The 19009-nt window shown below is 60.9% G+C and carries 18 protein-coding genes; 9 read left to right on the forward strand and 9 right to left on the reverse strand.

The genetic code is table 11. The annotated features are described in order from the left end of the window. The first annotated feature begins 113 nt into the window (after positions 1-113). From KUG85_RS13960 to KUG85_RS13970, 3 genes are all read left to right on the forward strand, one after another. Complete coding sequence (locus KUG85_RS13960; protein WP_223005631.1) at positions 114-545, forward strand: Fur family transcriptional regulator; 432 nt, start codon at positions 114-116, stop codon at positions 543-545. Positions 546-878: 333 nt separating this feature from the next. After that, a complete protein-coding gene (gene polA / locus KUG85_RS13965) occupies positions 879-3791 on the forward strand; it encodes a DNA polymerase I (RefSeq protein ID WP_223005632.1) in 2913 nt (970 codons plus the stop codon). A 7-nt stretch (positions 3792-3798) separates the two neighbouring features. After that, the gene (locus tag KUG85_RS13970) at positions 3799-4422 is read left to right on the forward strand and encodes a LysE family translocator (protein WP_223005860.1); all 624 of its coding nucleotides are present in this window, start codon (positions 3799-3801) and stop codon (positions 4420-4422) included. 166 nt (positions 4423-4588) lie between these two features. Here KUG85_RS13970 and KUG85_RS13975 read toward each other — a convergent pair whose 3' ends face one another. From KUG85_RS13975 to ybgF, 6 genes are all read right to left on the reverse strand, one after another. Continuing rightward, complete coding sequence (locus tag KUG85_RS13975) at positions 4589-5428, reverse strand: outer membrane protein (RefSeq protein WP_223005633.1); 840 nt, start codon at positions 5426-5428, stop codon at positions 4589-4591. Positions 5429-5613: 185 nt separating this feature from the next. Beyond that, complete coding sequence (locus tag KUG85_RS13980) at positions 5614-6477, reverse strand: outer membrane protein (protein WP_223005634.1); 864 nt, start codon at positions 6475-6477, stop codon at positions 5614-5616. A gap of 330 nt (positions 6478-6807) precedes the next feature. Beyond that, positions 6808-8160: a phosphoglucosamine mutase gene (glmM, locus tag KUG85_RS13985; protein ID WP_007010722.1), complete on the reverse strand. Its 1353-nt coding sequence runs from the start codon at positions 8158-8160 to the stop codon at positions 6808-6810. A 292-nt stretch (positions 8161-8452) separates the two neighbouring features. Next, positions 8453-10393 carry an ATP-dependent zinc metalloprotease FtsH gene (gene ftsH, locus KUG85_RS13990; RefSeq protein WP_065816788.1) on the reverse strand — a complete coding sequence of 647 codons (1941 nt, stop codon included), beginning with the start codon at positions 10391-10393 and terminating at the stop codon, positions 8453-8455. 144 nt (positions 10394-10537) lie between these two features. After that, positions 10538-11842 carry a tRNA lysidine(34) synthetase TilS gene (gene tilS / locus KUG85_RS13995; RefSeq protein ID WP_223005635.1) on the reverse strand — a complete coding sequence of 435 codons (1305 nt, stop codon included), beginning with the start codon at positions 11840-11842 and terminating at the stop codon, positions 10538-10540. A gap of 8 nt (positions 11843-11850) precedes the next feature. Further along, positions 11851-12879: a tol-pal system protein YbgF gene (ybgF, locus tag KUG85_RS14000; RefSeq protein ID WP_255606410.1), complete on the reverse strand. Its 1029-nt coding sequence runs from the start codon at positions 12877-12879 to the stop codon at positions 11851-11853. A 137-nt stretch (positions 12880-13016) separates the two neighbouring features. On the opposite strand from ybgF, the gene KUG85_RS14005 reads away from it, so the two are divergent. Then, positions 13017-13439, forward strand: coding sequence for a metallopeptidase family protein (locus KUG85_RS14005; RefSeq protein WP_007010726.1), 423 nt, complete (start codon positions 13017-13019; stop codon positions 13437-13439). A 31-nt stretch (positions 13440-13470) separates the two neighbouring features. Here the strand turns inward: KUG85_RS14005 and KUG85_RS14010 are convergent, their stop codons facing one another. The 3 genes from KUG85_RS14010 to KUG85_RS14020 all read right to left on the reverse strand — a co-directional run bounded on the left by KUG85_RS14010 (position 13471) and on the right by KUG85_RS14020 (position 15027). After that, positions 13471-13851, reverse strand: a complete 381-nt coding sequence (locus tag KUG85_RS14010; RefSeq protein WP_223005636.1) for a DUF6693 family protein — start codon at positions 13849-13851, stop codon at positions 13471-13473. A gap of 67 nt (positions 13852-13918) precedes the next feature. Then, the gene (locus tag KUG85_RS14015) at positions 13919-14125 is read right to left on the reverse strand and encodes a DUF1737 domain-containing protein (RefSeq protein ID WP_065816784.1); all 207 of its coding nucleotides are present in this window, start codon (positions 14123-14125) and stop codon (positions 13919-13921) included. Then, positions 14122-15027 carry an HpcH/HpaI aldolase/citrate lyase family protein gene (locus tag KUG85_RS14020; RefSeq protein ID WP_223005637.1) on the reverse strand — a complete coding sequence of 302 codons (906 nt, stop codon included), beginning with the start codon at positions 15025-15027 and terminating at the stop codon, positions 14122-14124. The genes KUG85_RS14015 and KUG85_RS14020 overlap by 4 nt, the downstream gene beginning before the upstream one ends. 277 nt (positions 15028-15304) lie before the next feature. Here KUG85_RS14020 and leuD point away from each other — a divergent pair, with 277 nt between their 5' ends. From leuD to KUG85_RS14045, 5 genes are all read left to right on the forward strand, one after another. Then, the gene (leuD, locus tag KUG85_RS14025) at positions 15305-15910 is read left to right on the forward strand and encodes a 3-isopropylmalate dehydratase small subunit (protein ID WP_007010730.1); all 606 of its coding nucleotides are present in this window, start codon (positions 15305-15307) and stop codon (positions 15908-15910) included. Next, entirely contained in the window at positions 15901-16323 is a 423-nt protein-coding gene (locus tag KUG85_RS14030) for a RidA family protein (protein ID WP_223005638.1), read from the forward strand. Before leuD ends, KUG85_RS14030 begins: the two co-directional genes overlap by 10 nt. A 71-nt stretch (positions 16324-16394) precedes the next feature. Further along, positions 16395-17504 (forward strand): 3-isopropylmalate dehydrogenase, encoded by a 1110-nt coding sequence (gene leuB, locus KUG85_RS14035; protein ID WP_065816781.1) that lies wholly within the window; start codon positions 16395-16397, stop codon positions 17502-17504. A gap of 18 nt (positions 17505-17522) precedes the next feature. Continuing rightward, positions 17523-17720, forward strand: a complete 198-nt coding sequence (locus tag KUG85_RS14040; protein ID WP_007010733.1) for a hypothetical protein — start codon at positions 17523-17525, stop codon at positions 17718-17720. 108 nt (positions 17721-17828) lie between these two features. Continuing rightward, on the forward strand, positions 17829-18863 hold the full coding sequence (locus KUG85_RS14045; protein WP_223005639.1) for an aspartate-semialdehyde dehydrogenase: 1035 nt from the start codon (positions 17829-17831) through the stop codon (positions 18861-18863). Positions 18864-19009: the final 146 nt, after the last annotated feature.

Raw genomic sequence — 19009 nt, forward strand, 5'->3', positions numbered from 1 at the left:
CGTTTGCAATAAAAAAGCTGGAATCCTGAAAATGCGGGGTTTCCTGAGGAGAAACTTGAGTGCGAACAGATGGAATCTTTGCAACTGATTGTCATCTGGCGCATAGTTGCCCTATGAATCAGCATGCCAGCCACAAGCCGGATTACGAGAAAGAACTTCGCCGCGCCGGCGTTCGCATCACCCGGCCGCGCAAGGTGATTCTGCAGATTCTGACAGAAACGGACGATCATCCGGACGCCATGGAAATTTTCCAGCGTGCTTCGGCCATCGATCCGAGCATCTCACTATCGACTGTCTACCGCACCATGAAGCTTCTGGAAGAGATGGGCGCGATCCACCGCCATGCCTTTGAAGGCGGCCGCGCCCGTTTCGAACAGGCCGATGGCGAGCATCATGACCACCTGATCGATATCGACACGGGCGACGTGATCGAATTTCATTCAAACCGGATCGAAGAGTTGCAGGAAGAGATAGCCCGCGCCCTGGGTTACGATATCGTGCATCACCGGCTGGAGCTTTACGGCAGAAGACGCAGGAAACCCTGACCTCTAAACGCAAGAGCCGCCGTGGTGGAGGGGAAACCACGGCGGCCATGCTTGAAACACCGCGGCAGCCCGGAGAGGGGGGATGAGGCTGCCGCTATTTCGTCCGGAAAAGGCGGGGGACGAGCCTAGGCCGGACCACGGCGAAAAATTGCCGCTGTCTGTTATTTTGTGTTCGAACGTGGCTATTCAAGGGCACGAACATTACATCTTCGTAACAAACGCGTGATAGAAAGCGGTAGGCGGCGTTCGACCATGTCAGCACTCTTCTCCGAAAGGCGCTGAACACCCCCTTTTCCGTGGACAGGCGCACCCTGCCGCGCTACCCGTACAGCCATGAAAAAAGGCGATCATCTTTTCCTCGTTGACGGCTCGGGCTACATCTTTCGTGCCTATCACGCACTGCCCCCGCTGACCCGCAAATCCGACGGCCTGCCGGTCGGTGCGGTGGCCGGCTTCTGCAACATGCTCTGGAAACTGCTGCAGAATGCGCGCGACACGGATGTCGGCGTCACACCGACGCATTTTGCAGTGATTTTCGACCATTCCTCGAAAACCTTCCGCAACGATCTCTACCCGGAATACAAAGCCAACCGCTCCGAACCGCCGGAAGACCTCGTGCCGCAGTTCGGCCTGATCCGCGAAGCGACACTGGCTTTCGACCTGCCCTGTATCGAAATGGCCGGTTTCGAGGCCGATGACCTGATTGCCACCTATGCCAGGCTTGCGAGTGAAGCAGGCGGCGAAACCACCATCATTTCCTCTGACAAGGACCTGATGCAGCTCGTCACCGATCGCGTTTCCATGTACGACCCGATGAAGGATCGCGAGATCCGGGTTCCGGAAGTGATCGAGAAATGGGGCGTTCCGCCCGAGAAAATGATCGACCTTCAGGCGCTGACGGGCGATTCGGTGGACAACGTCCCCGGCGTCCCCGGAATCGGTCCGAAAACGGCCGCGCAACTGCTCGAAGAGTATGGCGATCTCGACACGCTGCTTTCTCGCGCAAATGAGATAAAACAGAACAAAAGACGCGAAAACCTGATCGAATTCGCCGAAAAGGCACGCATTTCCCGCGAATTGGTGAAGCTCAGGATCGACGTCCCGGTCGAGCACGGGATCGACACGTTCGAGCTCGCTCCGCCCGACGGGCCGAAGCTGATCGGCTTCCTGAAAGCGATGGAGTTCTCCACCCTGACGCGCCGCGTGGCGGAAGCCACCGGCGCTGAAGTGGCGGAAATCGAAGCCGCTCATGTGGAGGTGGAGGCAGGCGAAAGCGCCCACGGGCCGGACCTCGACCCCTCCCCCGCCGAAAGCGACGGAGACGCAGCAACCCCTGCGAAGCTTGCAGCCGGTATCGCAGAAGCTGGCGCAGCGCAGACTTTCGACCATGCCGGCTACGAATGCGTCCGCGATCTGGACACGCTGAAGCGCTGGATTGAGGAAGCCTGCGAGACCGGCATCCTCGCCTTCGACACCGAGACCACCTCGCTCGATCCGATGCAGGCGGAACTCTGCGGCTTTTCGCTCGCCACGAAACCCGGTCGTGCCGCCTATGTCCCGCTCAACCACAAGAGCGGCGACGGCGACCTTCTGGGCGGCGGACTGATCGAGAACCAGATACCGCAGAAGGACGCGCTGGAGGCGATCCGCGCCGTCATGGCCAATCCTGCCGTGCTCAAGATCGGCCAGAACCTAAAATATGACTGGCTGCTGATGTATCGACTCGGCGTGGAGATCGTCGGCGTCGACGACACCATGCTCATGTCCTATGTGCTCGATGCCGGAACCGGCAGCCACGGCACGGTGAGCCACGGCATGGACGCGCTATCCGAACGCTGGCTGGGTCACAAACCCATCCCCTACAAGGAACTGACGGGAACGGGCCGCAAGCAGGTCACCTTCGACATGGTCGATCTGGAGCGCGCCACCGCCTACGCCGCCGAAGATGCCGACATCACGCTCCGGCTCTGGCAGGTGCTGAAGCCGCGGCTTGCCGCCGAAGGCCTCGTTTCCGTCTATGAGCGGCTCGAACGGCCCATGATCCCGGTGATCGGCCGCATGGAGCATCGCGGCGTCGCCGTCGACCGGCAGATTCTTTCGCGGCTTTCAGGCGATTTCGCACAGACGGCAGCAGGCATCGAAGACGAGATCTACGAGCTGGCCGGTAAACGCTTTACCATCGGCTCGCCCAAGCAGCTTGGCGAGATCCTGTTCGGCACGATGGGCCTTCCGGGCGGCAGCAAGACGAAGACCGGCCAGTGGTCGACTTCGGCGCAGGTGCTCGAAGACCTTGCAGCCGCGGGCCATGAGCTCCCGCGCAAGATCGTCGACTGGCGCCAGGTCACCAAGCTCAAATCCACCTATACGGATGCCCTGCCGGGCTACATCAACCCTGAAACCAAGCGGGTGCACACCTCCTACGCACTTGCTTCCACCACGACCGGACGCCTCTCATCGTCCGAACCGAACCTGCAGAACATCCCGATCCGCACCACAGAGGGCCGTAAAATCCGCACCGCCTTCGTGGCACCTGAGGGCGCCAGGCTGATTTCGGCCGACTACAGCCAGATCGAACTGCGCGTGCTCGCCCATGTGGCGGATATCCCCGAGCTCAAGAAAGCCTTTGCCGACGGGCTCGATATTCACGCAATGACGGCGTCGGAAATGTTCGATGTACCGGTGGAAGGCATGCCGCCGGAGGTGCGCCGCCGCGCCAAGGCAATCAATTTCGGCATCATCTACGGTATCTCGGCGTTCGGGTTGGCCAATCAGCTCGGCATTCCGCGTGAAGAGGCCAGCGCCTATATCAAGCGCTATTTCGAGCGTTTCCCCGGCATCAAGGACTATATGGATTCCACCAAGACCCAGGCACGCGAGCAGGGCTATGTGGAGACCGTGTTCGGCCGCCGGGCACACTATCCCGAAATCCGCTCCTCAAACCCGCAACTGCGCGCCTTCAACGAACGCGCGGCGATCAACGCGCCGATCCAGGGCTCGGCAGCCGACATCATCCGCCGCGCGATGGCGCGCATGGAAAACGCTCTTGCCGATGCCGGTCTTGAAGACGTGCAGATGCTGCTTCAGGTGCATGACGAACTGATCTTTGAAGCGCCGGAAAGCAAGGTGGAGAAGGCCATTCCCGTTATCTGCGAGGTCATGGAGAACGCGGCACTTCCCGCACGCGCCCTCTCCGTTCCCCTACAGGTCGAGGCGCGCGCGGCAAGCAACTGGGACGAAGCCCACTGACACGATGATGCTTCTGGGACTCGATCTGACCGTCATCGCCTCTTTCGCCCTGGCGTCCACGCTGATCGAGCTCACACCCGGCCCCAACATGGCCTATCTGGCGCTGATATCCGCGTCGGAGGGCCGCCGCGCCGGGTTTGCCACCGTCGCCGGTGTTGCGCTCGGGCTCGGCATTGTCGGCATTGTCGCAGCCCTCGGGGTTGCACAGATCATTCAGGCATCCGTGCTGCTCTATGAGGGCCTGCGCTGGGCCGGCGTTCTGTTCCTGCTCTATCTGGCCTGGGATGGCTGGCGCCAGGGCACTGACGTGGTCTCGGCAGGCGACAGGCCGGACGGACAACACTTCCTGCGCGGGCTGGTCACCAACCTGCTCAACCCGAAGGCTGCCGTCTTCTATATCGCGGTGCTGCCGACCTTCGTCAATCCGCTGGAGCCGCTCACGCCGCAGACCATGCTTCTGACGATGGTCTATGTGGGCATTGCGACGCTGATCCACGGGCTTATCGTTTTGCTAGCAAGCCGCTTGCAGCCCTTTTTGACCGACCCGCGGCGAGAACGCATCGCGCGGCGGACGCTTTCTGCTCTGCTCGCGCTTGTCGCCCTGTGGTTCGGCTGGTCGACTGCGCGTTGAGCACGAAAAGACCCCGCTGCAGGAGCGGGGTCTCGCATTTCAGATGGCCGCTTGTGAATAGAGCATCGGACCGAAAAGTGGAATCCGGTTTTCGGCTATTCCGATGCTCCATCAATATTTTAGATCGTCCTTTGTGCGTCCGGATGGACGCACGGCGATCCTGCGTTCACCAAAGTTCGTAGCGCAGACCCACACGGATTTCGTGCGTCGACAGGCCGCTGTCGGTGCCCTGAATTCCGGTAGCTCCGGCCGCCGCCGTGGCGGCATCCCAGCCAAACATCTGACCGCCGTCGATATTGCGATAGCGATAACCCAGATCGACCTTCATGTTGTTGGAGAAATCGTAGGAAACGCCAGCCATCAAGGCATAGGTAAAGCGCCAGTCGGACTCGCCGGCATGGGTGGTCGTGCCGACAAGACCGGTGCCACCGCAACTTCCGCCCACGCAGTATGAGCTGTTGGAGAGATCATCCCAGCGAAGATAGGTGTAACCGATGCCTGCACCGACATAAGGCGTGAAGCCGACATAGGTGCCAAGGTCAACATATCCATTGAGAAGCATGGAGTATCCGGTCACCTCGGACGAATCCTCTGACCGGCAGGTGGTACCGCCCGGGCTTCCCGGGCAGGGAGACGAGCTTGAGGTCGTGCCGCTGAAATCAGCCGAAAAACGGTCCAGCGTCACATCGGCGCGAAGCCAGTCCGTGAAGGAATAGCCGGCGCCGATGCCGAACGTGAAATTGTCGGATAAGGAAACGCTGTCGAACGACGCCGATCCATAGCTGACACCGTCAAATGTCCGGTAGGTGAAGGGATCCTTCGCCTCGGTCTTCAGCGAATAGCCGATGTCGCCGCGCAGATACCAGCCACTGCCGATCTCCACCGGCACCACGTCAGGCGCCTGGTCGATGATGATGGGTGGATCATAGTCAGCGGCGGCTGCCGCGCCGATCGAAATCAGCGTCAGGCATACCGAAGAAGCAAGCAAACGGGTGATGGTGCGCATAATCCGAACTCCGCAAAATGCGACGGATAAACGCTGCCCCCGCCGCTGTTGGAGAGCATTGTTAACCATTCGGGTTAAGCCGAGGTTAAGGCTAACGCAGGGTTACCGCACTTGCTCAGTACCACCGCGCAAACAAAAAACCGCCCGGCGCAAAGCCGGGCGGTCGAAATTCCAACTGGCTGATTTTACTTATAAACCGGCGGTTCAAACGGCGGCGGGTCGTAGCTGACCACCTGCGGCTGTGCACAGTTCGAGTTGCCGCCGAACTGGTAGCGCAGGCCGGCGCGTGCCTCGTGCACGTTGAAGCCATCGTCAAAGCCCGGTGCAACGCCCGAAGCGTATTCGAACATGCGGCCGCCTGCGACGCGCGTGAAGCGATAGCCCATATCGAGATTGAGGTTTTCGGTGAGGCAGTAAGAGGTACCCGCCATCAGCGAGTAGGCAAAACGCCAGTTGCTGGAGCCCTCATGCACGGTGGTGCTGCCACCCGATATCGAGTTCGTCAGATCGTCCCACATGATGTAGGCGCCACCGATGCCCGCACCGACATAGGGCGTGAACCCGTAATAGGTGCCGAGATCCACATAGGCGTTGGCCATCAGGAGCCAGGCGCTGTAAGCCGACGTATCCGTGGAAACACAGGGACTAACGCCGCAGGTGCCCGAGGTGGAGCCGGTGAAGTCGGACTTGAACCAGTAGTCCGCCGTCAGGTCGGCGCGCAGGTATTTGTTGATCTGGTAGCCGATACCGGCCCCGAGCGACATGGCGCCCTTGAGGTCTGTCGTATCGAAGGAGGCCGTTCCGCCGCGAAGGCCGCCCGGCGCGTCTCCATAGGTGATGTATTCGGTGCCCCGCAGCTTCGACCAGTGATAGTCGATGTCGCCGCGAATATACCAGCCGCCGAAGGACGGAGCCGGATCCGGCTGGATCACGGGCGGCAGGGGTTCGGGAGCTTCGATGATCGGTGGCTCATACAGATCTGCAGCATAGCCCGCGGTCGGAGCGATTAGCAGCAAGGCCGCCCCGAAGACCTTCATAGACTTCAACATATCTTCCCATCCTTGGCGTTGCCGCGCCCCCCTGGGCACAGTGGCAAATTGCAACTCGCCCGGAGTATTTGAGGAAAAAAGTTAAATACGCCTTAACCCTAAGCCTTAACCACGTTCGGCATGCACGTTTTGCGGGAATTGCATGATCAAGGGACCAAAGCGCCCCATTTGTGCCGGGCCGGGGAGGCCACCGAACAGGTGAAGGAAGACATCCACCCTGCCGTGGGCAGACAGATGAGGGCAACCGCCAGCTTTAAGCGAACACGCAACACCGGAACGAAAAAAGCCGGCGCTGAGCACCGGCTTTTCCACTGTCTCTGTTCTGCCGCGTCAGGCTGCGTTCTTCGAATCGGCGATTGCGTTGATCACGTCATCCACCACGCTTTCAACCAGCGCCGGATCGTCAGCCTCGGCCATCACGCGGATAAGCGGTTCGGTGCCGGACGGGCGGATGACAAGCCGTCCCTTGCCACCGAGCCGGGCCTCGGCCTCGGCAATGGCCGACTTGACCGGCGCCGATTCGAGTGGCTTCCCGCCGGAGATACGCACATTTTTCAACAGCTGCGGAACCGGCTCGAATTTCTTGCAGACCTCGCTCGCCGGGCGGTTCTCGCGCTTGATGCAGGCCAGCACCTGCAGCGCCGCCACCAGCCCGTCTCCTGTGGTGGAGAAATCCGAGAGGACGACATGACCTGACTGCTCTCCACCGACATTCAGCCCATTGGCACGCATGCGCTCGACCACATAGCGGTCGCCAACCTTCACCCGGTGCAGATCGAGCTTCAGATCGCCCATAAAGCGCTCAAGCCCGAGATTGGACATGACAGTGGCGACAACACCCCCGCCCTGCAGCTTGCCGGCCTTGTGCCAGGACTGGGCGATGAGCGCCATGATCTGGTCGCCATCGATCACCGTGCCGTTCTCATCGACGATGACCACGCGATCGGCATCGCCATCGAGTGCGATGCCGATATCGGCCCGCACCTCATGAACCTTCTTGGCAAGGCCGAGCGGATGCGTGGAGCCGCAATCCTCATTGATGTTGACGCCGTTCGGCTCGTCATTGATCGCCACCACTTCGGCGCCGAGTTCCCAGAGCACGGCAGGGGCAACCTTGTAGGCGGCACCATTGGCGCAGTCGACCACGATGCGCAGCCCCGAAAGAGACATGGAGCGCGGCAGGGTGCGCTTGGCAAACTCGATATAGCGGTCATGGACACCGTCGACACGTTTTGCCCGGCCCAGCCCGCCATTATCGGCAAGCGCCAGCTCGACCTCCTTGTCGAGCATCGCCTCGATGCGGCCTTCGATCTTGTCGGAGAGCTTGTAGCCGTCCGGGCCGAAGAGCTTGATGCCGTTGTCGTAATAGGGATTGTGCGAAGCCGAGATCATCACGCCGATATCGGCGCGCAGCGATCGCACCAGCATGGCAACGGCCGGGGTCGGTATGGGCCCAAGCAGGAAGACATCCATGCCGGCGGCGCAAAAGCCCGAAACCAGCGCATTCTCGATCATATAACCGGAAAGCCGCGTGTCCTTGCCAAGCACCACCCGGTGGCGATGACTGCCATTCTGAAACGAAAGGCCAGCCGCCATGCCGACCTTCATCGCAATTTCGCCCGTCATCGGGAAGCGGTTCGCGCGACCGCGAATCCCGTCCGTACCAAAATATTTTTTTGCCATTTTACCCTTGCTGCCCGTTCGGCGCACTTTGTCTGGTTTTTCTGTCAAAGCGGCGTCCCTCGCTCACTCTTTGCCACAGGAGCAGCACTCGTTTGCATCAAATTCTGTGAGACAGTGTAACGCTTTTCAAATAAACGTCTGCTTGCGAATTATGCTTAATAGCAAGTTAAGAGGCAGGACAACCCTGCAAACTCAACCGTAGCGCGACTTTGGTTTGGTCAAACCATAGCAAAAAGCCGTGAAACGGTGTTCACGGCTTTTTAGAAGTGACGTCCGTCCGAAGGACGGTTCTTCAACCCTGCGGCTGTGGCTCCATGCCGCCTTCGGGCTCATCGCCGCCCTTTTTCTGCCCCTGGGACCGCGTGCCTGTCTTCGGCACGGCCGAGCCGCGGGACGGGGGCGTGTCGTCGCCGGAATCGCGCGACGGCTTCTCACCCTTGAGCAGCGCCTGGATTTCGTCGCCCGAAAGCGTCTCATACTCCAGCAGCCCTTCGGCGATGGCGATCCAGCCCTTTTTCTTCTTGGTCAGGATGTCGCGCGCGGTCGCGTAGGCTTCATCGATCAGACGGCGCACTTCGCTATCGATCTTCTGTTGCGTTTCCTGCGACATGTTCTGCTGGCGCGCCACGGAATGGCCCAGGAACACCTCTTCCTGGTTCTCGCCATACGCCACCTGGCCGAGCTCGTCGGAGAAGCCCCACTGGGTGACCATGGCGCGGGCAAGCTTCGTCGCCTGTTCGATGTCCGAGGAAGCACCGGAGGTGATGTTCTCCTTGCCGAACTTTAGCTCTTCGGCCACGCGCCCGCCCATCATGATGGCAAGGCGCGAAATCATCCACTTGTAGCTCATCGAGTAGCGGTCGCCCTCGGGAAGCTGCATGACCATGCCGAGCGCACGCCCGCGCGGAATGATCGTCGCCTTGTGGACAGGATCCGCCTTCGGCACGTTGAGAGCAACGATGGCGTGGCCGGCCTCGTGATAGGCGGTCAGTTCCTTCTCTTCCTGGGTCATGGCGTGCGAGCGTCGCTCGGCACCCATCATGACCTTGTCCTTGGCGTCTTCGAATTCCTGCATGGTGACAAGGCGCTTGTTGCGCCGGGCGGCCATCAGGGCAGCTTCGTTGACGAGGTTGGCCAGGTCCGCACCGGAAAAGCCCGGCGTGCCGCGTGCAACAATCTTGAGATCGACATTCGGCGCCATCGGCACATTGCGCACATGCACTTTCAGGATTTTCTCACGACCGGCCACATCCGGATTCGGCACCACGACCTGTCGGTCGAAACGGCCCGGACGCAGAAGCGCGGGGTCCAGAACGTCCGGACGGTTGGTGGCTGCGATCAGGATAATGCCTTCATTGGCCTCGAAGCCATCCATCTCGACGAGAAGCTGGTTCAGCGTCTGCTCGCGTTCGTCGTTACCGCCGCCAAGACCGGCACCGCGATGACGGCCGACCGCATCGATTTCGTCGATGAAGATGATGCAGGGCGCGTTCTTCTTGGCCTGCTCGAACATGTCGCGCACGCGGGACGCGCCGACACCGACGAACATTTCCACGAAATCCGAGCCCGAAATGGTGAAGAACGGCACATTGGCCTCACCCGCCACCGAGCGGGCAAGAAGCGTCTTGCCGGTTCCGGGCGGGCCGACAAGCAGCACGCCACGCGGGATCTTGCCGCCGAGGCGCTGGAATTTCTGCGGATCGCGCAGGAACTCGACGATTTCCTCAAGGTCTTCCTTGGCTTCATCGACGCCAGCCACATCCTGGAAGGTGACGCGGCCATGCGCTTCGGTCAGCAGCTTGGCCTTCGACTTGCCGAACCCCATGGCGCGGCCCGAGCCCGACTGCATCTGACGCATGAAGAAAATCCACACGCCAAGGATCAGGATCATGGGAAGCCACGAGACAAGATAGCCGAGGAACGAGTTGGAACCGTCGCTTTCAGGCCGGGCATTGATCGTCACGCCGCGCTCTTCAAGACGCTGCACCAGCGAGGGATCGCCCGGAGAGTATGTCTGGAAGGGGGTGCGGTTGCCCGTATAGGTGCCGGTGATGCGATCGCCCGTGATCGTCACCGATTCAACGCTTCCCGACGAAAGCTCTTCCAGAAACTGCGAATACGCGATATCGCGCGTCGCACCGCGCTGCTGGGGAGCCTGGAACAGGTTGAAGAGCGCAATCAGCAGAACGGCGATAATCGCCCAGAGCGCAAAGTTTCTGTAATTCGGATTCATATAAGTCCCGCATACTCGCCGAAGCCCGGCGATCGTCCGTTTTTCGTAGTCAGGATTAACATAGGGAGCCGGCGCTTCCTTGCCAAGCCAGGGCGCCCCACCTGCTCACCTTTAGGTTAAGCTTCCATGCCGAATGTGGTGCGCTCATGGCAGTTTTAGAACTGTTTTGCCGCCAACCAGCCGAATGAGGGCCTGCGCGACGTCAATATCGAAGGATGGAAGCAGGTGCGCCCAGGGGGCTGGCACGCCGATCCCGTTTCCCGGCACCGCCATACGCGCGGGTCCAATGCAGACATCGCCGCGCCACAGAGCCGGCTCGGCAAATTGCGCTGCAAAAAGAAGATCCTGCGGCAGGGTGGGGTTCGCCTCCGGCAAAAGATCGCGTGCTGCAGCGCCAAACGGAGCAATGTGCAGACCTTCCGGCGCGGAAAGCCTGTAGCGTCGATCCCATAGTCCCTCCCGCATCGCTCCGGTTCCTGTCGGCAGGTTGCGCCGTTCGCGGTGAAGGTAGATGCCGCTTGAACGTCGGTCGATCACCGCCCGCGACAATGTGGCGCAAACCCCGGCGCGCAGCCCGGCAAGCACACGGGCCGACGGATCTTCGGAAGGCAAGTGCAGGCCGCCGCCAGCCATCGCCGTCAACACCCGCAGGGCATAAAGCGCAGCCTCGGCGTCCGCGTCCTCGACGAACGCCGGATCAACGCGATAGAGCCCCGGCGCAACACAGCGTGCATGCCCATCGATCAGACGCGCTGCGCGCGCGCCAAGCGCAATACGCCGGGCGGCAGCGGTCTCGGCTTCCGCAATTCGTCTGGCCGCCATCTCGGCAGTCAGCGAGCGGCGCACGCGCACGCGCTCATAGGTCGTATCGTCATTGGTCGGGTCGTCGATCCAGCGCACATCCCGTGACGCCAGATAGCTGCGCAGATCGGCGCGGCCGTGAGAAAGCAGCGGCCGGACAAACCAGATCGCACCCTCATAGAGCGAAGCGGGGGCAATCCCCGCCCCGCCTAGCCCCATGCCCAGCCCCGTGCCGCGCCCGGCGCGCATCGAAACGGTTTCGGCCTGGTCGTCGCGCGTGTGGCCGGTGAAAACCAGACCGGCACCCGCCTCACGTGCCGCCTGCGCCAGTAGCGACAGCCGTGCCGAGCGCGCGGCAGCGGAAATGCCCGTCGCCGGCTTTTCGCCGCGCCAGACCATTGTGCGATGAGCTATGTCGCGGCTGGCACAAAGGGCAGCGACAAAGCGCGCCTCTTCGGCCGCCTCGGCTCGCAGGGCGTGATCCACCGTCACCGCCGTGAGGGCCGGAGCGCCTGCCTGCAAATCAAGGAATTCTTTCAAAAGGAGAAGAAGGGCGAGGGAGTCGCCACCGCCGGAAACCGCTGCAATCACCCCGGTCTGTCGGGAAAATGCGATACCGTCGAAGATCTGTCTCGGATCTGGCTGCATCGCCGGGTTCAGCAACCCGCGAGCGCCTGTTCCTGCTTCACGCGCTCACGCAGCGCCGTGGAAGCATCAGGGTATTTCTGACCAATTTCATTATAGGTGACGCAGGCCACGTCGCGCTGGTTCATTGCCGCCAGCGATATGCCAAGCTTGAGAAGCATGTCGGGTGCCTTGTCGGCCGAAGGGTATTCGCGGCTGGCGCGCAGAAAAATCTCGGCGGCGTCGCGGTAGCGGTCCTGCCCCAGAAGGGATTCCCCAAGCCAGAAATGCGCATCCGGCGTGCGGGTGTCGCCCGGGAAACGCTCGATGTGCTGACGGAACCCGGCCTCCGCCGTTTTGTAATCGCCCGACAGGATGAATTCGTAGGAATTCCTGTAAAGTTCTTCCGGATCATCAGCCGAGGGGAGCGATGCAACCTGATCACCCTGCCCGATCGGCCCGATCTCGCCCGACCGGGTGAGGTCGATGGGCTCGCCGACTTCGCCGCCGACAATGTTGCCGTTCGCATCGAAGCGGACACTTCCAAGCGTACGCGGTGGCTCACCCACGGTCGGCGCGTCCCGCGACGCGCTTTGTGTACCGCTTTCCATGCCATTCGCCGTGTCGCCCCCGAGGCCGCCCCCAGGTCCGCCCCCGAGGCCGCCGTCTGACGGCATGCGCTCGGTTCGCTGATCCGGCAGACCACCGGCAGGCGCGGCACCCGACCCGCCGTTCTTTTCCAGTTCCTGGAAGCGGAATTCATTGTCTTCCTGCATCCGCCGGAGCTGATCCTGCATTTGCAGGATCTGGAAATTCAACTCTTCCACCCGCCCGTTGAGCTGGCGCACCTGCTCTTCCAGGCCGCTGACACGCGGGTCTCCCGCCTGGGCGAGAATGACATTTCCGCCATTCTGCTTGGCAAACCCCGTCGAGGGAAGCGCCGCAGGGCCAAGCGCCAACGCCTGCCCCGCCATAAGAAACGGCAACGCCAGAACGCCGCCGAGAACCGTTCGCAAAAACATTCCACTCTCGCTTTCGCAATAGACAACGGGGCTGTTCATCGCCCCATTTGCTCTTTATCAGGGCGCGAGACTTCGGCCAAATTTTGATTTTTGATGTCTGACGCCGAATGCAGGGGCGCATTTCGTACTCGAAAGCGGCCACATAAACCGCTATATGGCGCCTCAAAGGACTAGGAATGGCACGCATCTATCAGACACGGGCCTGGGAAAGCCAGCTTTCGCCTTCGCTTCAGGAGATGGAGCTACTGGCGCTTGAATCCTATGCGAATTTTCCCGATGACTTCCGCACGCTGACCGGCGAGATCATCATCCAGGTGGCCGAGTTTCCCACGGAGGAGATCATGGACGATCTCGCTCTGGAGACGCCTTTCGACCTGCTCGGCCTGTTTGAAGGGCGCGGCATCGCCGAACGCTGGAACCCGGCGACCGGAGAAGGCCCCAACCGCATCACGCTTTACCGCCGGGCGATCCTCGACTATTGGGCCGAGAACGAAGAAACGCTCGGAGATATCGTGAACCACGTGCTCATTCACGAGGTCGGCCATCATTTCGGCTTATCCGACGACGATATGGCCCGGATCGAAGAGGCCGTTGCCTGATCCTGGAGCATCGGACCGAAAAAAGGACGATCTAAAGGCGAACCATCCGCGTCTTGTTCATGCACAGGCGCAGTGTTCGGAACATGTAGAACAGCAGTCCGATTCCAAGCGTGACAACGGTCAGGATGATCCAGAGGATCACGTGCCCGATGATTTCGGCAAGGTTGAGTTCGCACTCGAGCCTGGCGATGGCATGCCCTTCGCGGTTTATCAGGTAGGTCTTGTTGATGATCGACTTGTAGAAATAGTAGATCGCGAAGAATGCGCCGATCCCGAGCGTGACAATAGAGACAACCGCCCAGATGATTATATAGCCGGTCGCCTCCATGATTGAGTAGTTGCAACGCAACCGCACGGAGCCACTCTCTTCCGGTGAGTGATTTCCCGTATTGACGATATTGATCGTGTTCATTTCGTCCCCCCTCCCTTGCCCGGAGAGAGGAAAGCAAGAAACGAGCCGGGACGCAACTTTAATTACATTAATAGTCGCTAAGTTTCATCTCCGGCGTGTATTCCAGCCCGTCGATTTCCTTGTAGACAGCCTGGCCGCATCGCATCGATTTGGCCTCGGCATCATAGGCATAGCTGGGGGAACCGTGGAGCAGCCAGCCCCTATTCAAGGCCACTGTCACCTTGTGACAGAAGCTTGCATCGTCCGGGCCGGTCAAAAAACGATAGAGCCTCATCGGGCCGTCTCCCCACTCTCTTTGAGTCTGATTGCGCTGGCGCGCTCGAGCAGTGTCTGCGCCATCTCCAGGTGCAGGCGCTCCACCATGCGCCCGTTGAGCGAAATCACGCCGCGTCCGGCGTTTTCGGGATCTGCGAAGGCGGCAACGATGGCCTCGGCCTCGGCAATGGCTTCGGAGGAAGGTGCAAAAACCGCATTGGCCGGCGCGATCTGCGCCGGGTGGATGAGCGTCTTGCCGTCGAAACCCATCGACCGCGCCTCCCGACAGCCCTTCTCGAATGCGTCGAGGTCGCGGAAATCATTGGAAACGCCATCAAGCACCGAGATGCCGCCGGCCCGCGCCGCCATGACAAGCTGGAAAAGGAACGGCGCCAGATAGCGGCGATCTTCCGTCAGTTCGACGCCGGTTTCCTTGGCAAGGTCGTTCGTGCCGGCAACGAGACAGGAGAGGCGCGCAGCCGGATCGCGCCCGAGCTCCGCGATCGGCCCCAGATTGAGCACGGCGCGCGGTGTCTCGATCATGGCCCAGAGCTTCAGACTGCGCGGCGCATCGGTTTCATCAAGCGCCGCATCCGCGTCGAGAATGTCACGGGGGCCATTCACCTTGGGCAGGAGAATGGCATCGGGCTTCACCGCGCGCGCAGCCAGAAAATCTTCCGTTCCCCAGATGCTGGAGAGCGCATTGATGCGCACGACGACCTCGCAGCGCGGACGATCCCCGCCATTCAGAAAGTCGCGCAGCCTCTCGCGCGCATCCAGTTTTTCTTCCGGTCCGACGGCATCTTCCAGATCGTAGATCACCGCATCGCAGGCAAGCGTTGCGCTTTTGACCAGCGCCTTTTCATTGCTGGCGGGCACGTAAAGAACCGAGCGGCGAAGCTGTGCTGGATGATGATGCATATCCGTTTCATGGCTCAGTACTGCATTCGAAGCAAGACAGGACAATTGGCCAAGGGAAAACTTCCTTGCACAATCCGAATGGAAGAAAGATTTCCATTCTGCGCAGCAGGATGGCAAGGCCGATCGGCCGCCGGCGCCTGTGCGCCGAAAGCCAAGGGCGCGTATGCGCCCGCCCGGCGCTTGAGGGACAAAAACAAGAGAGCTTTGCTTTGCGGGGTCGGCTTGTGTATTGAGAGGCGGCAGATAAAATGGCCGCGCAGACAACGGACCAGGATTCATGGACAAGTTTACCAAGCTGACGGGCGTCGCCGCGCCCATGCCGATCGTCAATGTCGACACCGACATGATCATTCCGAAGGATTATCTCAAGACGATCAAGCGCACCGGCCTCGGCGCCGGGCTTTTCGCCGAAATGCGTTTCAACGAAGATGGTTCCGAGAACCCGGACTTCGTGCTCAACAAGCCGGCCTACCGCAACGCCAGCATTCTCGTCGCCGGCGACAATTTCGGCTGCGGTTCGAGCCGTGAACATGCCCCGTGGGCGCTGCTCGATTTCGGCATTCGCTGCGTCATCTCCACCAGCTTCGCCGACATTTTCTACAACAACTGCTTCAAGAACGGCATTCTGCCCATCAAGGTCAGCCAGGAAGAACTGGACATGCTGATGGACGACGCACAGCGCGGCGCCAATGCGACGCTGACGGTCGATCTTGAAGAGCAGGAAATCCGCGGCCCGGACGGCGGCGTGGTGAAGTTCGAGATCGACGCCTTCAAGCGGCACTGCCTGCTGAACGGCCTCGACGACATCGGCCTCACCATGGAAAAGGCTCCGGCCATCGAAACCTTCGAGAACAAGTACACGGAAAGCCATCCATGGGCGTAAGCCGGGATGACAGAGGCGGCCAGCGCCGCCTCATCTCCACCGGATCTCCCTTCGAGAAGACCGCAGGCTACAGCCGCGCGGTGGTTGATGGAGACTGGTGCTTCGTTTCCGGCACTACGGGCTATGACTATGCAACCATGGCCATGCCCGACAGCGTGGAAGAGCAGACACGCAACTGCCTTTCCACCATTCGCGCAGCGCTGACCGAGGGCGGCTTCGAGCTCGCCGACGTGGTGCGCGCGCATTACTACGTAACCAGCCGCTCTTATGTGTCCCGGGTCTTCCCGATCCTCGGCGAAGCGTTCGGCGATATCCGGCCAGCAGCCACCATGATCGTCTGCGAGCTCAACGAGCCGGAGATGAAGATCGAGATCGAGGTGACAGCGCTCAGGCGCAACCGTACCGCTTCCTGACCTGCCAGCCTTGCGCAATCCGGCGCGGCGGATTAGCAAGTCCCTCGAATTACCAGTTCGAGAGGCATTCCATGGCAACGCGCAAACTCCTTCTTCTCCCCGGCGATGGCATCGGCCCCGAGGCAATGGCCGAGGTCAAGAAACTCATCGACATGATGAACGCCGATTTCAACGCCGGGTTCGAGACCGAGGAAGGCCTCGTCGGCGGCTGCGCCTATGATGCGCACGGCCAGTCGATCTCCGATGCCGACATGGACAAGGCCATGGCGGCGGATGCCGTGCTGTTCGGCGCGGTCGGCGGCCCCAAATGGGACGGCGTTCCCTATGAGGTTCGTCCGGAGGCCGGTCTTCTGCGCCTGCGCAAGGAGATGGAGCTCTTCGCCAATCTGCGCCCGGCCATCTGCTACCCGGCGCTGGCCGCCACGTCCTCCCTCAAGCCGGAAGTCGTCGAAGGCCTCGACATTCTCATCCTGCGCGAGCTGACCGGCGGCGTGTATTTCGGCGAGCCCAAGGAGATCATCGACCTTGGCAATGGCCAGAAGCGCGGCATCGATACTCAGGTCTACGACACGTACGAGATCGAACGCATTGCCGGCGTGGCCTTCGAGCTTGCCCGCACCCGGAGCAACAAGGTCTGCTCCATGGAAAAACACAACGTCATGAAGTCGGGCGTCCTCTGGAAAGAGGTCGTCGCCAACACGCACAAGGCGAAGTATTCCGACGTCGAGCTGACCCACATGCTGGCGGATGCCGGCGGCATGCAGCTCGTGCGCTGGCCCAAGCAGTTCGACGTCATCGTCACCGACAATCTGTTCGGCGACATGCTGTCTGACGTTGCCGCCATGCTCACCGGTTCGCTTGGCATGCTGCCTTCGGCTTCGCTTGGCGCACCGGACGAGAAGACCGGCTCGCGCAAGGCGCTCTACGAGCCGGTACATGGTTCCGCACCGGACATCGCCGGCCAGGGCATCGCAAACCCGATCGCCATGATCGCTTCCTTTGCCATGTGCCTGCGCTACTCCTTCAACATGGTTGAAGAGGCAGACCGCCTGGAGAAAGCCATCGCTTCGGTTCTGGAAGACGGCCTGCGCACCCGCGACCTCATGTCTGAGGGCATGACCGAGGTTGGCACCACGGCAATGGGCGATGCCATCGTGGCCAAATACAAGGCGCTTGCCTGACCCCTGTTTGCGGCCGGCATGGCCGGCCGCGCACGCTATTTCGTTGACTTGCGCCTGATTCAGCGTAAAACAACGCGCGGAAACGGAGACCCCTTTGCCATGCGCGCGCATCACGAAGCGCCATTTGCACAAAGTTTTTTAAACGCAGCCGGGAACGGCAGCGTCGGTCTCTGCTTTACCAAAACGACAGCCAAAACGACGACCAAAACGGTCTGACGCCTCGGCTGCTCGTTCTCTCCCCGGGCCCAGCCGGGGAGAAGATGCCTGCTGGCTGCAGGCCTTCAAATCAAAGCCAAGCGGAGAGAGACAGGAGTTAAAAACCACATGGGTTTCAAGATAGCTGTCGCCGGCGCCACGGGGAATGTCGGCCGCGAAATGCTCAATATCCTCGAAGAGCGCGGCTTCCCGGCAGACGAGATCGTCCCGCTTGCTTCCCGCCGTTCCGTCGGCACCGAGGTTTCCTACGGCGACAAGACGCTGAAGGTTAAGGCACTCGAGTCCTATGACTTTTCCGACACCGATATCTGCCTGATGTCGGCCGGCGGTTCGATCTCCAAGGAGTATTCTCCGAAGATTGGAAAGCAGGGCTGCGTCGTGATCGACAATTCGTCGGCCTGGCGCTACGACCCGGACGTGCCGCTGATCGTTCCGGAAGTGAACCCCGACGCGGTCGACGGCTTCACCAAAAAGAACATCATCGCCAATCCGAACTGCTCCACGGCGCAGCTCGTGGTCGCGCTGAAGCCGCTGCATGAGGCAGCGACCATCAAGCGCGTGGTCGTGTCCACCTACCAGTCGGTTTCCGGCGCAGGCAAGGAAGGCATGGACGAGCTGTTCGAGCAGACGCGCGCCGTTTTCGTCGCCGATCCGATCTCGACCAACAAGTTCACCAAGCGCATCGCCTTCAACTGCATTCCCCATATCGACGTCTTCATGGAAGACGGCTTTACGAAGGAAGAGTGGAAGATGGTCGCCGAGACCAAGAAGATGCTCGACCCGAAGATCAAGCTCACGGCCACCTGTGTGCGCGTGCCGGTGTTCATCGGCCATGCGGAAGCCGTGAACCTGGAGTTCGAGAAGCCGATCACGGCCGACGAGGCGCGCGAGATCCTGCGCGAAGCGCCGGGCTGCCAGGTGATCGACAAGCGCGAGGACGGCGGTTACGTGACGCCTTACGAGAGCGCCGGCGAAGACGCCACCTATATCAGCCGCCTCCGTGAAGATCCGACGGTCGACAACGGTCTGGCTCTGTGGGTCGTGGCCGACAATCTGCGCAAGGGCGCTGCCCTCAACACGGTGCAGATCGCCGAGCTTCTCGTCGCGCGCGGCCTGATCCAGCCAAAGAAGGAAGCCGCCTGAGACAAGGCGATTCTTCGATTAAAGCGTGAGAAAGCGGGCCTTCGGGCCCGCTTTTTCTTTTGCGCGGTGTTTGTGTGACGAGGCCGGCGCTGGCCCCTCATCCGCCTGCCATCCTCCTTCTCCCCGCATACGGGGAGAAGGAGGAT

The sequence above is a fragment of the Nitratireductor rhodophyticola genome, from assembly GCF_019891355.1.
Classification (GTDB): Bacteria; Pseudomonadota; Alphaproteobacteria; order Rhizobiales; family Rhizobiaceae; genus Nitratireductor; species Nitratireductor rhodophyticola.

Excerpts from the sequence above, each read along its gene's own strand:
- KUG85_RS13960 (WP_223005631.1), top strand. The coding sequence starts at position 114 with ATGAATCAGCATGCCAGCCACAAGCCGGATTACGAGAAAGAACTTCGC.
- polA (WP_223005632.1), top strand. The coding sequence starts at position 879 with ATGAAAAAAGGCGATCATCTTTTCCTCGTTGACGGCTCGGGCTACATC.
- KUG85_RS13970 (WP_223005860.1), top strand. The coding sequence starts at position 3,799 with ATGCTTCTGGGACTCGATCTGACCGTCATCGCCTCTTTCGCCCTGGCG.
- KUG85_RS13975 (WP_223005633.1), bottom strand. The coding sequence starts at position 5,428 with ATGCGCACCATCACCCGTTTGCTTGCTTCTTCGGTATGCCTGACGCTG.
- KUG85_RS13980 (WP_223005634.1), bottom strand. The coding sequence starts at position 6,477 with ATGTTGAAGTCTATGAAGGTCTTCGGGGCGGCCTTGCTGCTAATCGCT.
- glmM (WP_007010722.1), bottom strand. The coding sequence starts at position 8,160 with ATGGCAAAAAAATATTTTGGTACGGACGGGATTCGCGGTCGCGCGAAC.
- ftsH (WP_065816788.1), bottom strand. The coding sequence starts at position 10,393 with ATGAATCCGAATTACAGAAACTTTGCGCTCTGGGCGATTATCGCCGTT.
- tilS (WP_223005635.1), bottom strand. The coding sequence starts at position 11,842 with ATGCAGCCAGATCCGAGACAGATCTTCGACGGTATCGCATTTTCCCGA.
- ybgF (WP_255606410.1), bottom strand. The coding sequence starts at position 12,879 with ATGAACAGCCCCGTTGTCTATTGCGAAAGCGAGAGTGGAATGTTTTTG.
- KUG85_RS14005 (WP_007010726.1), top strand. The coding sequence starts at position 13,017 with ATGGCACGCATCTATCAGACACGGGCCTGGGAAAGCCAGCTTTCGCCT.
- KUG85_RS14010 (WP_223005636.1), bottom strand. The coding sequence starts at position 13,851 with ATGAACACGATCAATATCGTCAATACGGGAAATCACTCACCGGAAGAG.
- KUG85_RS14015 (WP_065816784.1), bottom strand. The coding sequence starts at position 14,125 with ATGAGGCTCTATCGTTTTTTGACCGGCCCGGACGATGCAAGCTTCTGT.
- KUG85_RS14020 (WP_223005637.1), bottom strand. The coding sequence starts at position 15,027 with ATGCATCATCATCCAGCACAGCTTCGCCGCTCGGTTCTTTACGTGCCC.
- leuD (WP_007010730.1), top strand. The coding sequence starts at position 15,305 with ATGGACAAGTTTACCAAGCTGACGGGCGTCGCCGCGCCCATGCCGATC.
- KUG85_RS14030 (WP_223005638.1), top strand. The coding sequence starts at position 15,901 with ATGGGCGTAAGCCGGGATGACAGAGGCGGCCAGCGCCGCCTCATCTCC.
- leuB (WP_065816781.1), top strand. The coding sequence starts at position 16,395 with ATGGCAACGCGCAAACTCCTTCTTCTCCCCGGCGATGGCATCGGCCCC.
- KUG85_RS14040 (WP_007010733.1), top strand. The coding sequence starts at position 17,523 with ATGGCCGGCCGCGCACGCTATTTCGTTGACTTGCGCCTGATTCAGCGT.
- KUG85_RS14045 (WP_223005639.1), top strand. The coding sequence starts at position 17,829 with ATGGGTTTCAAGATAGCTGTCGCCGGCGCCACGGGGAATGTCGGCCGC.